Source organism: Streptomyces sp. NBC_01012, assembly GCF_045162755.1.
In the GTDB taxonomy this organism is placed as follows: domain Bacteria; phylum Actinomycetota; class Actinomycetes; order Streptomycetales; family Streptomycetaceae; genus Streptomyces.
In genome coordinates this window covers 1,971,059-1,986,048 of sequence record NZ_CP108688.1, presented here as the reverse complement: position 1 = coordinate 1,986,048, position 14,990 = coordinate 1,971,059, and the positions used below count along the sequence as shown (strand labels likewise).

At 70.1% G+C, this 14,990-nt stretch carries 13 protein-coding genes and 1 pseudogene; 9 read left to right on the top strand and 5 right to left on the bottom strand.

Annotation, left to right across the window (positions count from 1 at the left end; translation table 11 throughout):
- Positions 1-26: 26 nt before the first annotated feature.
- Both OG623_RS08535 and OG623_RS08530 read right to left on the bottom strand, forming a co-directional pair.
- A complete protein-coding gene (locus OG623_RS08535; RefSeq protein ID WP_406145633.1) occupies positions 27-731 on the bottom strand; it encodes a glycerophosphodiester phosphodiesterase in 705 nt (234 codons plus the stop codon).
- 22 nt (positions 732-753) lie between these two features.
- Positions 754-1,788 carry an adenosine deaminase gene (locus tag OG623_RS08530; protein ID WP_406145632.1) on the bottom strand — a complete coding sequence of 345 codons (1,035 nt, stop codon included), beginning with the start codon at positions 1,786-1,788 and terminating at the stop codon, positions 754-756.
- Positions 1,789-1,908: 120 nt separating this feature from the next.
- Here OG623_RS08530 and OG623_RS08525 point away from each other — a divergent pair, with 120 nt between their 5' ends.
- The gene (locus OG623_RS08525) at positions 1,909-2,619 is read left to right on the top strand and encodes a DUF4190 domain-containing protein (RefSeq protein WP_406145630.1); all 711 of its coding nucleotides are present in this window, start codon (positions 1,909-1,911) and stop codon (positions 2,617-2,619) included.
- A gap of 67 nt (positions 2,620-2,686) precedes the next feature.
- On the opposite strand, the gene OG623_RS08520 is transcribed toward OG623_RS08525, so the two are convergent.
- Positions 2,687-3,226 carry an NADAR family protein gene (locus OG623_RS08520; RefSeq protein ID WP_406151739.1) on the bottom strand — a complete coding sequence of 180 codons (540 nt, stop codon included), beginning with the start codon at positions 3,224-3,226 and terminating at the stop codon, positions 2,687-2,689.
- A gap of 217 nt (positions 3,227-3,443) precedes the next feature.
- Between OG623_RS08520 and OG623_RS08515 the strand changes: the two genes are divergently transcribed.
- The 8 genes and pseudogenes from OG623_RS08515 to OG623_RS08480 form a co-directional block, all read left to right on the top strand.
- Positions 3,444-4,958, top strand: coding sequence for a gamma-aminobutyraldehyde dehydrogenase (locus OG623_RS08515; protein WP_406145629.1), 1,515 nt, complete (start codon positions 3,444-3,446; stop codon positions 4,956-4,958).
- A gap of 49 nt (positions 4,959-5,007) precedes the next feature.
- Positions 5,008-6,258, top strand: a complete 1,251-nt coding sequence (locus OG623_RS08510; RefSeq protein ID WP_406151737.1) for a spermidine/putrescine ABC transporter substrate-binding protein — start codon at positions 5,008-5,010, stop codon at positions 6,256-6,258.
- 66 nt (positions 6,259-6,324) lie between these two features.
- A complete protein-coding gene (locus OG623_RS08505; RefSeq protein ID WP_406145627.1) occupies positions 6,325-7,512 on the top strand; it encodes an ABC transporter ATP-binding protein in 1,188 nt (395 codons plus the stop codon).
- A complete protein-coding gene (locus OG623_RS08500; protein WP_406145626.1) occupies positions 7,509-8,432 on the top strand; it encodes an ABC transporter permease in 924 nt (307 codons plus the stop codon). Before OG623_RS08505 ends, OG623_RS08500 begins: the two co-directional genes overlap by 4 nt.
- A complete protein-coding gene (locus OG623_RS08495; RefSeq protein WP_406145624.1) occupies positions 8,432-9,238 on the top strand; it encodes an ABC transporter permease in 807 nt (268 codons plus the stop codon). Before OG623_RS08500 ends, OG623_RS08495 begins: the two co-directional genes overlap by 1 nt.
- A 19-nt stretch (positions 9,239-9,257) precedes the next feature.
- Positions 9,258-10,673, top strand: coding sequence for an NAD(P)/FAD-dependent oxidoreductase (locus tag OG623_RS08490; protein WP_406145623.1), 1,416 nt, complete (start codon positions 9,258-9,260; stop codon positions 10,671-10,673).
- Between the two features lie 143 nt (positions 10,674-10,816).
- Positions 10,817-11,278 carry a hypothetical protein gene (locus OG623_RS08485; protein WP_406145621.1) on the top strand — a complete coding sequence of 154 codons (462 nt, stop codon included), beginning with the start codon at positions 10,817-10,819 and terminating at the stop codon, positions 11,276-11,278.
- A gap of 257 nt (positions 11,279-11,535) precedes the next feature.
- Positions 11,536-12,552 (top strand): annotated as a pseudogene (locus OG623_RS08480) (chitinase); the annotation flags it as partial.
- On the opposite strand, the gene OG623_RS08475 reads toward OG623_RS08480, so the two are convergent.
- Positions 12,537-13,085 (bottom strand): phosphatase PAP2 family protein, encoded by a 549-nt coding sequence (locus OG623_RS08475; protein WP_406145620.1) that lies wholly within the window; start codon positions 13,083-13,085, stop codon positions 12,537-12,539. The pseudogene OG623_RS08480 and the gene OG623_RS08475 sit on opposite strands and share 16 nt — an antisense overlap.
- Positions 13,086-13,506: 421 nt before the next feature.
- Positions 13,507-14,847: a 4-aminobutyrate--2-oxoglutarate transaminase gene (gene gabT / locus OG623_RS08470; RefSeq protein WP_406145618.1), complete on the bottom strand. Its 1,341-nt coding sequence runs from the start codon at positions 14,845-14,847 to the stop codon at positions 13,507-13,509.
- Between the last annotated feature and the right edge of the window lie 143 nt (positions 14,848-14,990).

Below are 14,990 nucleotides of genomic sequence, written 5' to 3'. Positions count from 1 at the left end.
ACGGACCGCCCATGATGCCGGAAGGATCAACGGGCGCCCACGGGTGAGGAGTTGGCCAACTGGGCCCGGAGCGCGTCGATCCGGTTGGTGGTGATCGAGTCGGTGCCGCAGGCGAGGAGCCGGCGCATGGTGCGCCGGGTGTCCGCCGTCCAGGCGGACACCAGCAGCCCGTCGGAGTGGACACGGTCGGCCAGCTCACGGCTCAGCAGCCCGAAGCGGTAGTTCAGCCAGCGCGGACGCACCGCTTCGAGCAGCACCGGGCGCGGGGGCGCGAGCGTCGTCCAGGTCAGCGCGATCTCGGCGGAGGGATCGGCCGCGCGTACCTTCAGCATCGCGTGCGTGTCGGCGCAGTAGTACACCCGCTCGCCCGCCCCGCACTCCCGCACCACCCCGACGGTCTCCCGTACGCAGGTGTCGCTCGCGCCGGGCAGATCGACCATGACCCGCCGGTCGCCGGCGGCGGACAGCGCGTCACGCAGGGTCGGCACCCCGCCGCCGGTCCGCTCCAGCAGCTCCCGGTGGTCCAGCCGGTCGATGCGTACGTCGTGGCCCCACAGGCGTTCCAGCGTGGAGTCGTGGAGCAGCACGGGCACCCTGTCCCGGGTGAGACGGACATCCATCTCGACCGCGTCCGCCCCCCGGTCCACGGCGGACCGGATCGAGGGAAGGGTGTTCTCGCGGGCGCGGTACGGGTCGCCGCGGTGCGCCACGGCGGTGACAGTGATGGTCATGAGGCCATTGTGACCGTCGGAGTCACCGGCCGGGAGCCTCCAGCCAGTTCGTCGTGTACGTGTCGATCTCGGCGGCCAGCTTCCGCTTGCCCGCCGGGTCGAGGAAGGAGGCCTCCACGGCGTTCTTCGCCAGACCGGCCACTCCACGCTCGTCCAGGCCCAGCAGCCGGGCCGCCACCGCGTACTCGTTGTTGAGGTCGGTGCCGAACATGGGCGGGTCGTCGCTGTTGACCGTGACCAGGACGCCTGCCTCGACCATCTCCCTTATCGGGTGGCGCTCGATGTCCGCGACCGCCCGGGTGGCGATGTTCGACGTGGGGCAGACCTCCAGCGCGATGCGGTGCTCGGCGAGATGGTCCAGCAGCTTCGGATCCTGGGTGGAGCTGGTGCCGTGGCCGATGCGCTCCGCACGCAGCGCGGTGAGCGCGTCCCAGACGGTCCCGGGGCCGGTGGTCTCCCCGGCGTGCGGGACGGAGTGCAGGCCCTCGGCGATCGCGCGGTCGAAGTAGGGCTTGAACTGCGGGCGGTCCACCCCGACCTCGGGCCCGCCCAGGCCGAAGGAGACCAGGCCCTCGGGCCGCAGGTCGACCGCGAGCCGGGTCGTCTCCTCGGCGGCCTCCAGGCCGGCCTCGCCCGGGATGTCGAAGCACCAGCGCAGGACGGTGCCGAGCTCGGCCTCCGCCGCCTTGCGGGCGTCCTCTATGGCTTCCATGAAGCCCTGCTCCGGGATGCCGCGGCGGGTCGAGCTGAACGGGGTGACGGTCAGCTCCGCGTACCGGATGTTCTGCCGTGCCATGTCCCGGGCGACCTCGAAGGTCAGCAGCCGCACGTCCTCGGGGGTGCGGACCAGGTCCACCACCGAGAGATAGACGTCGATGAAGTGCCCGAAGTCGGTGAAGGTGAAGAAGTCCGACAGTGCCTCCGGGTCCGTGGGGACCTTGGAGTCGGGGTGATGGGCGGCCAGTTCGGCCACGATGCGCGGTGAGGCCGACCCGACGTGGTGGACGTGGAGCTCGGCCTTGGGCAGCCCCGCGATGAAGGGGCGCGGATCGTTCATCGGATACTCCCGGATCTCTGTTCTCGGCCGGGTGTCACCGGCTGCACCGATCATCGTAGGCGGGGGCTCTGACGTCGGGTGCCGGGCCGTAGCATGGCGGGACCACGATGGGGGAGGCCCATGTCAGACAACACACAGCAGCCCGGGGGCGAGGACGCGCGGCGCGACCCTTGGGCTCCGCCGGACACCAGGGCCGACCTCGGCAAGAAGCCCGCCGACGCGGCTCCGCCGGCCGTGCACAACCAGCCCACGGTCACATCCATGCCGAGCGCCGACGGGGGCACCGGGCCGATACCAGGACCCGCCGGGTCCTTCGGCCCGCAGGAACCCCCGGTACCGGCGCCGCCGGTCGGCCCGAACGGCCCCGGACAGCAGGGGCAGTACGGCTATCCGACCCCGCCCGCCGCGCCGTCGGCGCCGTACGGCTACCCGGCGGCACCCGCCGCGCCGTCGGCGTCCTACGGCTACCCGGGATACCCGGGCTACGGCGGCCAGCAGCCTTGGGGCCCGGCACCGGCGAACGGGCTGGGGATCACGGCGATGGTCCTCGGGATCATCGCGGTGGCCGGCTTCTGCATGTGGGGCTTCGGCATCATCCTGGGCATCCTCGCCCTGATCTTCGGCATCGTCGGCCGGGGCCGCGCCAGGCGCGGCGAGGCGACCAACCCGGGCATGGCGCTCTCCGGGATCATCCTGGGATCGATCTCGATCGTCATCAGCGCGATCTTCCTGGGATTCCTGATCTGGGCCGTCGCCAACGACGATTCGAGCAGTCGCTACGACTACAACGACCCGTACTCCACATCACTGGTCGTCGGCACCTCCCGCTGAACCGCGGTGGACGAACGCCCGTGGACGGGCCGGGGGAAGCGTGCCCCGGGCCCGGCCGCGGGCCGTGTCACCCCGCGCGCAGCCGTGTACGCGCCTCCATGAGCGCGAAGCCCAGCAGATTCAGCCCCCGCCAGGACGCGGGATTCGCGGTCCGCGGATCGTCCTTGGCGAGTCCGATGCCCCATATCCGGTCCACCGGGCTGGCCTCGACGAGCACGCGCTCACCCGTACCCAGCAGATACGTCCGCAGCGCCGGGTCCTGACCGAACTTGTGCACGCTGCCCTCGACGACCAGACCGAACCGCTCCCGCGCCCACACGGCGTCGTCGAAGCCCCTGACCTGCCGGCCCACCCTCTTCGCCGCCGCCGGACTGCCCGCCGCCACGGCCGCTGCCTCCGCCTCGGCGTCCCCGAAGAGCCGCGCCTTGCCGGCCATCATCCAGTGCTCGGCCGATGCGTACCTCACCGATCCGACCGTGAACGGCGCGGGCCACCACTGACTGAGGCAGCTCTCCCCGAGCCTGCCGTCGCGGCGGGGCCGATGCCCCCAGAACGGTAGGTACTTCACCCTTTCCCCACGGGCCGCGCGTGCCCGCAGGGCTTCCATGTGCTCCTGTCCCATGGCAGCCGAGTCTGGCATCCGCCACTGACAGCCGGTACAGGGTTTTCCGTCACCACGAGACACTCCGTCGACAGATTCCGTCGCGTAACCAAAAGGAAACAACGGAATCCCTTGTTGGTGGCGGTGTCCTCTGTCAGGATCGGCCTTCAATTCCAGAAGTGGCTACGCCGCCCCAGGACACGGGGCAGCGGAGGAGTACGTCATGGGCAACGGATTCCAGCTGCAGGACCGCTTCGCCGGAGGCGCGCAGTACATCGGCGGACGGCTGTGCCCCGGCACCTCGGGACTGCACCAAGACGTGGTGGACCCGGCGACGGGCCGCACGGTCCACCGCTACGAACGCGCGGGCACCGACGACGTCGACGCCGCCGTGGCCGCCGCCCGGGAGGCGTTCCCCGGCTGGTCGGGACTGACCCCGGCCGAACGGTCCGACGCCCTGCACCGCTTCGCCGCCGTACTCGCGGGCCGGGCCGACGACCTCGCGTACGCCGAATCCCTGCAGTGCGGAAAGCCCCTCAAGCTCACCACCGGGTTCGACGTCCCGGGCACCATCGACAACGTCTCCTTCTTCGCGGGCGCCGCCCGTCAGCTGGAAGGGAAGTCGGCCGGAGAGTACAGCGGCGACCACACCTCCTACGTGCGCCGTGAGGCACTCGGCGTCATCGGCTCGGTCGCCCCCTGGAACTACCCGCTCCAGATGGCCGCCTGGAAGATCCTCCCGGCCGTCGCCGCGGGCAACACCATCGTGCTGAAGCCCGCCGAGATCACCCCGCTGACCTCGCTGATGTTCGCGCAGGCGGCCACGGAGGCCGGCATCCCCGACGGCGTCGTCAACATCGTCTCCGGGGCGGGGCAGGACGCGGGCGAGCACCTCGTGAGCCACCCCGACGTCGTGATGACCTCCTTCACCGGATCGACCGCCGTCGGCAAGCGGGTCGCCGCGCTCGCCACATCGACCGTCAAGCGCCTGCACCTGGAGCTCGGCGGCAAGGCCCCCTTCCTCGTGTTCGACGACGCCGATCCGGAGGCCGCGATCCACGGGGCGGTCGCGGGAGCGCTCATCAACACCGGCCAGGACTGCACGGCCGCCACCCGTGCCTACGTCCAGCGCCCCCTCTTCGACGCGTTCGTGAGCGGGGTCGCCGCCCTGATGGAGAGCGTCAGGCTCGGTGACCCCTTCGCCCCCTGGACGGACCTCGGCCCGCTGGTCAGCCGTCAGCAGCGCGAACGGGTCGCCGCGATCGTCGACCGGGCCCGCGCCCACGCCACGGTCGTCACCGGCGGCGAGGCCCCCGGCGGCGCACTCGCCGACGGCGCCTACTACCGGCCGACCCTGATCACCGGCGCCGCCCAGGACAGCGAGATCGTCAGCACCGAGATCTTCGGCCCCGTCCTGGTCGTGCTGCCCTTCGACACCGACGACGAGGGAATCCGTCTCGCCAACGACACCCCGTACGGACTGGCCGCCTCCGCGTGGAGCACCGGTCTGTACCGGGCCAACCGCGCCACCCGTGAACTCAGGGCGGGCTGCGTGTGGATCAACGACCACATCCCGATCATCAGCGAGATGCCGCACGGCGGATACCGGGCCAGCGGCTTCGGCAAGGACATGTCGTCGTACTCCTTCGAGGAGTACACACAGGTCAAGCACGTCATGTACGACAACACCGCGGTGGCGAGGAAGGACTGGCACCGCACCGTCTTCGGGGACCGATAGCAGCGGGCCGCCGGCCGGCGGCCCCACCCACCCGGAAGGGCACATGCGTATGGAGCAGTACGAGCCCGAGCGCCTCTCCGCGCCGCAGCTGGCCGCCATGAGGCGCAGCCTCACCAACGGCAGGGGTGCGCTCACCCGCCGTTCGCTTCTGAGGGCGTCGGGCACGGGATCCCTCGCGCTCGGCGGCCTCGGGGCGCTGAGCGCCTGCGGTATCCCGCCCGCCCAGCGGGAAGGGGACGCCGCGGCGGCCTCCGACGACCACTCGGCGCAGGAGAAGCGGATCAGCTTCTCCAACTGGACCGAGTACATGGACGTCGGCGACGACGGGAAGAGCCGCCCCACCCTGGAGGCGTTCACGAAACGCACCGGGATCACGGTCAAGTACACCGAGGACATCAACGACAACGTCGAGTTCTTCGGGAAGGTCAAGCCACAGCTCGCCGCGGGCCAGGACACCGGCCGCGACCTCGTCATCGTGACGGACTGGCTGGCCGCACGCATCATCCGGCTCGGCTGGGCGCAGAAGCTCGACCCCACCAACCTCCCGCACGCCTTCGCGAATCTGTCGGCCCAGTTCCGCAGGCCCGACTGGGACCCCGGACGGGCCTACTCCTATCCGTGGAGCGGCATCCCGACCATCATCGCCTACAACGAGAAGGCGACCGGCGGCCGGAAGGTCGACTCCGTCACCCAGCTCCTCGACGACCCGAAGCTCAAGGGGAAGGTCTCCTTCCTCTCCGAGATGCGCGACTCGGTCGGTATGACGCTCCTCGACATGGGCAAGGACCCCGGGTCCTTCACCGACGCCGACTTCGACGCGGCCGTCGGACGGATGCAGAAGGGCGTCGCCACCCAGCAGATACGCCGCTTCACCGGCAACGACTACACCGCGGACCTGAGCAAGGGGGACATCGCGGCCTGTGTGGCCTGGGCGGGCGACATCATCCAGCTCCAGAACGACAATCCGGCGATCAAGTTCTCGATCCCCTCCGCCGGTTACATCACCTCGAGCGACAACATGCTGGTCCCGGCCGGAGCACGGCACAGGGCGAACGCCGAGAAGCTCATGGACTACTACTACGAGCCCCCGGTCGCGGCCGAGCTGGCCGCCTACATCAACTACGTCTGCCCGGTGGACGGGGTCGCCGGCGAACTGGCGAAGATCGACGCGTCGATGGCGTCGAACACGCTGATCCTCCCCGACAGGGCGATGGTCGCGAAGTCGCGGGCCTTCCGCTCCCTCAGCCCCGACGAAGAGACGGCGTACGAGGCGAAGTTCGCCAAGCTCATCGGCGCCTGACCCGCACGCAGGACGCGGAAGGCCCTCCTCTCCAGATCACCCCCGACACCCCTGGGACCGCGACCCATGACACAGCAGCAGACAGAGGGCGGCGATGTCCGTCTCACCGGGATCAGCAAGACCTACGGCTCCTTCACCGCAGTGCACCCCCTCGATCTGACCGTCCCCCGGGGCTCCTTCTTCGCCCTGCTCGGCGCGTCCGGCTGCGGCAAGACCACCACCCTGCGCATGATCGCGGGCCTGGAGGACGCCACCACCGGCACCGTCTCGCTCGGCGGCCGTGACATCACGGGCCTGCCCCCGTACAAACGGCCCGTCAACACCGTCTTCCAGAGCTACGCGCTCTTCCCGCACCTCGACGTCACCGAGAACATCGCCTTCGGGCTCCGCCGCCGCGGCATCAAGTCCGTGACGAAGCAGGTCGGCGAGATGCTGGACCTCGTCCAGCTCGGCGACTTCGCCCGGCGCAAGCCGCACCAGCTCTCCGGCGGCCAGCAGCAGCGTGTCGCCGTGGCACGCGCGCTCATCAACCACCCGCAGGTCCTGCTGCTCGACGAGCCCCTGGGCGCCCTCGACCTCAAGCTGCGCCGCCAGATGCAGCTCGAACTCAAGCGGATCCAGACCGAGGTCGGCATCACCTTCGTCCATGTCACCCACGACCAGGAGGAGGCCATGACCATGGCCGACACCGTCGCGGTGATGAACGGCGGCAGGGTCGAACAACTCGGCGCGCCCGCCGACCTCTACGAGAACCCGGCGACCACCTTCGTGGCGAACTTCCTCGGCACCTCCAACCTCATCGAGGGGGAGGTCGTCCCCTCGGGGGCGGGCACGGGCGCCGGCACGGATGTCGTCGTCGCGGCCGGCGGCGGGAAGCTCAGGCTGCCCGGCGGGCGATGTCCCTCCCCTGCCCGGGGCGGCGGGAAGCTGCTCGTGGGCGTCCGGCCCGAGAAGATCTCCCTCGCGCACAGCGACGACGCGGCGGCGATACCGGGCGGCCGCAACCGGGTCACAGGACGCATCACCGACTCCAGCTTCATCGGCGTCTCCACGCAGTACGTCGTCGAGAGCCCGGCGGGCACCGCGCTCCAGGTCTACGAGCAGAACATCGAACGCGACGGCCGGCTCGTGCCCGGCGCCGATGTCGTCCTGCACTGGAACCCCGAGCACACCTTCGGACTCGACGCCGCCCAGTCCATCGACGCGGGTGTGGCCTCGGCCGCGGGGGCGGACGGCCAGGAGGAGGCGGCGTGAGCGTCACCGACGCGCCGCCGGCGCACCCCGCCGAAGCCGAGATCCGTAAGCCCTCAGTCCGCAGGCGGCTCGTGCCCTACTGGCTGCTGCTCCCCGGCATCCTGTGGCTGGTCGTCTTCTTCGCGCTGCCGATGGTCTACCAGGCGTCGACCTCCGTACAGACCGGATCCCTGGAGAAGGGCTTCGAGGTCACCTGGCACTTCCGGACGTACTGGGACGCCTTCGCCGACTACTACCCGCAGTTCATCAGGTCCCTGCTGTACGCGGGCACCGCCACCCTCCTGTGCCTGCTGCTCGGCTACCCGCTCGCGTATCTCATCGCCTTCAAGGCGGGCCGCTGGCGCAATCTGGTGCTCGTGCTGGTCATCGCGCCGTTCTTCACCAGCTTCCTGATCAGGACGCTGGCCTGGAAGACGATCCTCGCGGACGGCGGCGCGGTCGTCGACGCGCTGAACACCCTGCATGTCCTGGACGTCACCGCCTGGCTCGGCTGGACCGAGAACAACCGCATCCTGGCCACACCGATGGCCGTCGTCTGCGGTCTGACGTACAACTTCCTGCCGTTCATGATCCTTCCGCTCTACACCTCGCTGGAACGCATCGACGGCCGGCTGCACGAGGCCGCGGGCGATCTGTACGCCACCCCCGCCACCACCTTCCGCAAGGTGACGCTGCCGCTGTCCATGCCGGGCGTCGTCTCCGGCACCCTGCTGACCTTCATCCCGGCCAGCGGCGACTACGTCAACGCGGAACTCCTCGGCTCCACCGACACCAAGATGGTCGGCAGCGTCATCCAGACCCAGTTCCTGCGGGTCCTGGACTACCCGACGGCCGCCGCGCTCTCGTTCATCCTCATGGCGGTCGTCCTGCTCGTGGTCACCGTCTACATCCGCCGCTCCGGGACGGAGGACCTGGTCTGATGTCCGTACTGCGTATGCTCCGCCGGAACCTGGTGGTGATCGCGGGCCTGGGGACCCTCGCCTACCTGATCCTGCCGAACGTCGTGGTGATGGTCTTCTCCTTCAACCGGCCCAGGGGACGCTTCAACTACGCCTGGCAGGAGTTCTCCCTGGACGCCTGGAAGGACCCCTGCGGCGTCGCCGACCTCTGCGGCTCGCTCTCCCTCTCGCTGCGGATCGCGGTCTGGGCGACCGTCGGCGCGACCGTGCTCGGCACGATGATCGCCTTCGCGCTGGTCCGTTACCGCTTCAGGGCCCGAGGGGCGATCAACTCGCTGATCTTCCTCCCGATGGCGATGCCCGAGGTCGTCATGGCGGCCTCGCTGCTCACACTCTTCCTCAACATGGGCGCCGAGCTCGGCTTCTGGACCATCCTGATCGCCCACATCATGTTCTGCCTCAGCTTCGTGGTGACCGCCGTCAAGGCGCGCGTGATGTCGATGGACCCGAGGCTGGAGGAGGCCGCCCGCGATCTGTACGCGGGCCCGGTGCAGACCTTCGTCCGGGTGACCCTCCCGATCGCCGCCCCGGGAATCGCCGCGGGAGCGCTGCTCGCCTTCGCGCTCTCCTTCGACGATTTCATCATCACCAATTTCAACGCGGGCTCCACGGTGACGTTCCCCATGTTCGTATGGGGATCGGCGCAGCGTGGAACACCTGTGCAGATCAACGTCATCGGCACGGCCATGTTCGTCATCGCCGTGACGGTGGTTCTCGCCGGACAGCTCATCGCCAACCGGCGCAGGAGCAACGCGGGACATCGATGAACCGAAGGAGTTGGAAACCATGGCACCGGATGCCATGCGTACCGCCGCACAGTCACTCTCCGAGGCGCGCCCCCTGTCCTACTGGCTCGACGATCCGGGAAGGCCGGGTGCCCGCCCCGCGCTGACCGGCGACGAGCACTGTGACCTCCTGGTCGTCGGCGGCGGCTACAGCGGACTGTGGACCGCGCTGATCGCCAAGGAGCGTGACCCGGGGCGCGATGTCGTGCTCATCGAGGGCGACGAGGTGGGCTGGGCCGCGTCGGGGCGCAACGGCGGATTCTGCGCGGCCTCGCTCACCCACGGCCTGGCCAACGGGCTTGAGCGCTGGCCGGACGAGATCGGGAAGCTGGAGGAGCTGGGCGCGCGCAACCTCGATGCCATCGAGGCCGCCGTCACCCGCTACGCCATCGACTGCGACTTCGAGCGCACCGGCGAGATCGATGTGGCCACCCAGCCCCACCAGCTCGAAGAGCTGCGGGAGTGGCAGCGCAGGACCGAGGAGCTCGGCCTCGGGGGGACGGAGCTCCTCGACCGGGAGCAGGTGCGCGCCGAAGTCGACTCACCGACATTCCTGGGCGGGCTGCTGGACCGGCACGGCGTCGCCATGCTGCATCCGGCGAAGCTCGCCTGGGGCCTGAAAGAGGCCTGCGCCGGCCTCGGCGTACGGATCCACGAGCACACCCGCGGCCTCGAACTCGCCCGGTCGGGCGCCGGAATGGCCGTGCGCACCCCGTACGGCAGGGTGTTCGCCCGTGACGTCGCCCTCGGCACGAACGTCTTCCCCTCGCTGGTGCGGCGGGTGCGCCCGTACACGGTCCCGGTGTACGACTACGCGCTGATGACGGAGCCCCTGGGCGCGGATCAGCTCGCCTCGATCGGCTGGCACAACCGTCAGGGACTGGGGGACAGCGCCAACCAGTTCCACTATTTCCGGCTCTCCGCCGACAACCGGATCCTGTGGGGCGGATATGACGCCGTCTATCCGTACGGAGGCCGGCTGAATTCCTCGCTCGACCAGCGTCCCGAGACCTTTCTGAAGCTCGCCCGCCATTTCTTCACGTGCTTTCCCCAGCTCTCCGGTGTGCGTTTCAGCCACGCCTGGGGCGGGGCGATCGACACCTGCTCCCGTTTCTCCGCGTTCTTCGGTACGGCCCACCGCGGCCGGGTCGCGTACGCCGCCGGATACACGGGTCTGGGCGTCGGGGCCACCCGCTTCGGGGCCGAGGTCATGCTCGACCTGCTCTCGGGCCGGGAGACCGGGCGGACCGCTCTGCGGATGGTCCGCTCCAAGCCGGTGCCCTTTCCGCCCGAGCCGTTCGCCTGGACCGGGATCGAGCTCACCAAAAGGTCCATGGCGCGGGCGGACAGCCATGGAGGCCACCGCGATCTGTGGCTGCGGACCATGGACCGGCTGGGGCTCGGCTTCGACAGCTGAGCCGGCCGCAGCGCTGAGCCCGGGTGACCCAGCTCACCATCGATCGGTGACGGAACCCGCGTCATGATGCGCGGCCCGCCCGCTCTCTCCCGTACACGCACCGGCAGGACCCCCTGCCGGTGCCCAGGAGGGGGAGGCAGCCCATGACCGGCACGGGGGCAAAGGCCGCGGTCGCTTGGCTCGTATCGGTGGCACCGGATCCCAGGGCCTGCCGGAGGGAATGGGAGCGCGATCCGCAGGGGATGGCGCTCCTGCCCGCCGGAAAACGCTGGGACGTGCTGATCGTTCCGGGGGATCTCGGCTATACCGCACTCGATGTGCTGACCCGGCTGCTCGACAGGCCGGGGCCCGTTCTCGCGGACTTCGGTGACTCCCGGATGGGGTTCTTCGTGCCCCCGGGCACAGCGGCCCGCTGGATCGGGACAGGAATCCGCGGCGTCGGCGAGGGGGCGTGGATCGTCGTCCCGCTGCCGGGCAGCACCGTGGGCGCAGTGCGATGGCTGATCCCGCCGGACGGTTCGGGCACGCTCACCGACGCGAGCGTCCTGGAGCTCGCCCTGCACGAGGCGGCGGCGGCCCGGGGCGCACGTGGTGGCCGGGGGTGAGGTGCCGCCAGAGGTCTTGACAACCCGATTGGTCTGGACCATGTTGTGCGCACCGTTCAATTCCCCCCTGCACGGAGGCTGTTGTGGAACGTACCGGATCGCGCACCGGACCGACCGCCCGCTTGTCGGGTCCCCTGGCCGTCCTCACGGCCGCCCTGCTCGCCGCCGGCGCTCTGACCGCGACGGCACCGGCGGCCCTGGCCGGCGACACCACGGCCACCGCCGCAACGGTGGCCACGGACGCCGCGGACGCGGGGCTCCCCGACCACGCCCTCGTCGGCTATCTGCACTCCAGCTTCGCCAACGGCTCCGGCTACACACGGATGGCGGACGTCCCCGACTCCTGGGACGTCATCGACCTCGCCTTCGGCGAACCGACGTCCGTCACCTCCGGCGACATCCGCTTCTCCCTCTGCCCCGTGGCCGAGTGCCCCGACGTGGAGAGCGAGGAGGAGTTCAAGGCCGCCATCAAGGAGAAGCAGGCCGCGGGGAAGAAGGTGCTGATCTCGATCGGCGGCGAGAAGGGCCAGGTGCAGCTCGCGTCGGCCGAGGCACGCGACGCCTTCGTCTCCTCCGTCAGCGAGATCATCGACACCTACGGACTCGACGGCCTCGACATCGACTTCGAGGGCCACTCGCTCTCGCTCGACACGGACGACACCGACTTCCGCAACCCGACGACCCCCGTCATCGTCAACCTCATCTCCGCGGTGAAGTCCCTCAAGGCCAAGTACGGCGACGACTTCGTCCTCACCATGGCCCCCGAGACCTTCTTCGTGCAGCTCGGCCACCAGTACTACGGAGCGGGCCCCTGGGGCGGCCAGGACCCGCGCGCCGGCGCCTATCTGCCCGTCATCCACGCCCTGCGCGACGACCTCACCCTGCTGCACGTCCAGGACTACAACTCGGGCTCGATCATGGGCCTGGACGGCCAGTACCACTCGATGGGCGGCGCCGACTTCCACATCGCCATGACCGACATGCTGCTCACCGGCTTCCCCGTTGCGGGTGACGAGACCCAGGTCTTCCCGGCGCTGCGTCCCGAGCAGGTCGCCTTCGGCCTGCCGGCCTCCACCCAGGCGGGCAACGGCCACACCCCGCCCGCCGAGGTCACCAAGGCGCTGAACTGCCTGACGAAGAAGACCGACTGCGGCTCGTACGAGACCCACGGCACCTGGCCGGAGCTGCGCGGTCTGATGACCTGGTCCATCAACTGGGACCGGTTCTCCGACTGGGAGTTCTCGAAGAACTTCGACGCCTACTTCGGGCGCTGAGCGCTCGTCACGGCCGCCCACAGGGCGAGCAGCACGAGACCGCCGACGCACCAGCCGGCTACCACGTCCAGCGGCCAGTGGTAGCCGCGCAGCAACAGACCGACGCTCGTCGCCGCCGTCAGCAGGACGGCGGCGGCGGGCGTCACCCATGAGCGCACCCGTGACCGCTTCGGACACCGGGCCAGGAGCAGGGCGGCAGCCCCGTACGCCACCATCGCCGTGGTCGTGTGCCCCGACGGGTAGTAGCCCGTCGCCTCGGTCAGCGGTCCCTGGCGGTCCGTCCACAGCTTCAGCGGGACGACGAGTGCCGGTACCGCGGCCATGGCAGCCACCGCGTACACCGCCGCACGTCCGGCGCGACGGAACCAGGCGACGACGACCGCGCACGCCAGCACGGGAACGGCGACCTGCATGTTGCCGAGATCGGCGAACAGCTCCGCGAGCCGGGTGGGTCCGCTGCCCGCCAGCTCCAGGCCGAGGCGCTCGTCGGGGCCGAGCAGCGGCCCGTCGGCCAGCACCTGCCAGGTGATCACGAGGAGAAGTACCAGCAGCGCACAGGCCGTGGGAACGAGAAGAACCGGCCACCGGGGAACAGGGGGGATTGTTCCGAGGTGGCCGGTCGGATCGGTTTGCCGCGCGCCCCGGGGGGTGTGGGGCGAGCGGCCATCCGATCGGTGAGGAGTCCCGGAGCCCGAAGCTCCAGCGTTGTGCGCGATGGCACGGCCGGTACGAAGCTGGGGGAGCCCCGTCCCGGCATCACCCGCAGTCTCCTGCGGGCGGGGGGTTTCTCTCATCTGGGAAGACCGTACGTCAGAGGAAGGAGGCACCGGAAGTGGCAACGGTATCCCCCCATGGCCCTCCCACACTCTCTTCACACGCCTCCACCCGGGCGCCGGTTCTCGCCGTCGACGACGGCCACGGCGACGCTGCCGACGCCCAGGTCATCCGTACGCCTCAGAGCCGCGCGAACGCCTGCTCGATGATGTCCAGGCCCTCGTTCAGCAGGTCGTCGCCGATGACGAGCGGCGGCAGGAAGCGCAGGACGTTGCCGTAGGTGCCGCAGGTCAGCACCAGCAGGCCCTCGGCGTGACAGGCCTTGGCCAGCGCCCCGGCGGTGGCGGCGTCGGGCTCCTTGGTGCCCGGCTTCACCAGCTCGATCGCGATCATGGCGCCCCGGCCGCGGATGTCCCCGATGGCCCCGCCGTTCGGGAGCTTCGACCGCATCTCGGCGAGGCGGCCCTTCATGACCTCCTCGATCCGCTTCGCCTTCCCGTTCAGGTCCAGCTCGCGCATCGTCTCGATGGCGCCGAGCGCACCCGCGCAGGCCACCGGGTTCCCGCCGTACGTCCCGCCGAGTCCGCCGGCGTGCGCGGCGTCCATGATCTCGGCGCGGCCCGTCACCGCGGAGAGCGGGAGTCCGCCGGCGATGCCCTTGGCCGTGGTGATCAGGTCGGGCACGATGCCCTCGTCCTCGCAGGCGAACCACTGCCCCGTGCGGCAGAAGCCGGACTGGATCTCGTCCGCGACGAAGACGATGCCGTTCTCCTTCGCGAACCGCGCGATGGCCGGCAGGAAGCCCTTGGCCGGTTCGATGAAGCCGCCCTCGCCGAGCACCGGCTCGATGATGACCGCGGCGACGTTCTCCGCGCCGATCTGCTTGGTGATCTGGTCGATGGCCTGCGCGGACGCCTCGGCCCCCGCGTTCTCGGCGCCGGTCGGCCAGCGGTAGCCGTACGCCACCGGCACGCGGTACACCTCGGGCGCGAACGGGCCGAAGCCCTGCTTGTACGGCATGTTCTTCGCCGTCATGCCCATCGTGAGGTTGGTGCGGCCGTGGTAGCCGTGGTCGAAGACGACGACCGCGGTGCGCCCGGTGTAGGAACGGGCGATCTTCACCGCGTTCTCGACGGCCTCGGCGCCCGAGTTGAACAGCGCAGACTTCTTCGCGTGGTCGCCGGGTGTCAGCTCGGCGAGCTGCTCACAGACCTCGACGTACCCCTCGTACGGCGTGACCATGAAACAGGTGTGGGTGAAGTCGGCGAGCTGCGCCGACGCACGGCGTACGACTGCTTCGGCGGAGGCGCCCACCGTGGTCACGGCGATACCGGAACCGAAGTCGATCAGCCGGTTGCCGTCCACGTCCTCGATGATTCCGCCGCCCGCCCGAGCGGCGAAGACCGGCAGCGTGGACCCCACACCCGCGGCGACCGCCGCGACACGGCGGGCCTGCAGCTCGGCCGACTTCGGGCCGGGGATGGCGGTGACGAGGCGGCGCTCCTGCGGGATGTCGGACATGCGGGGCTCCTGGGGGTGTTTCGGACGCTTCTGTTTCTGCAGGCTAGAGGCGGGTGCGGGCGCCGGTCATGCTCCGATCGGGAGTGCTGGGGCCGTGTCGTTGTCCGTGGCGGACAGAAGGCACCGCGGGGTGCCCGGATGAC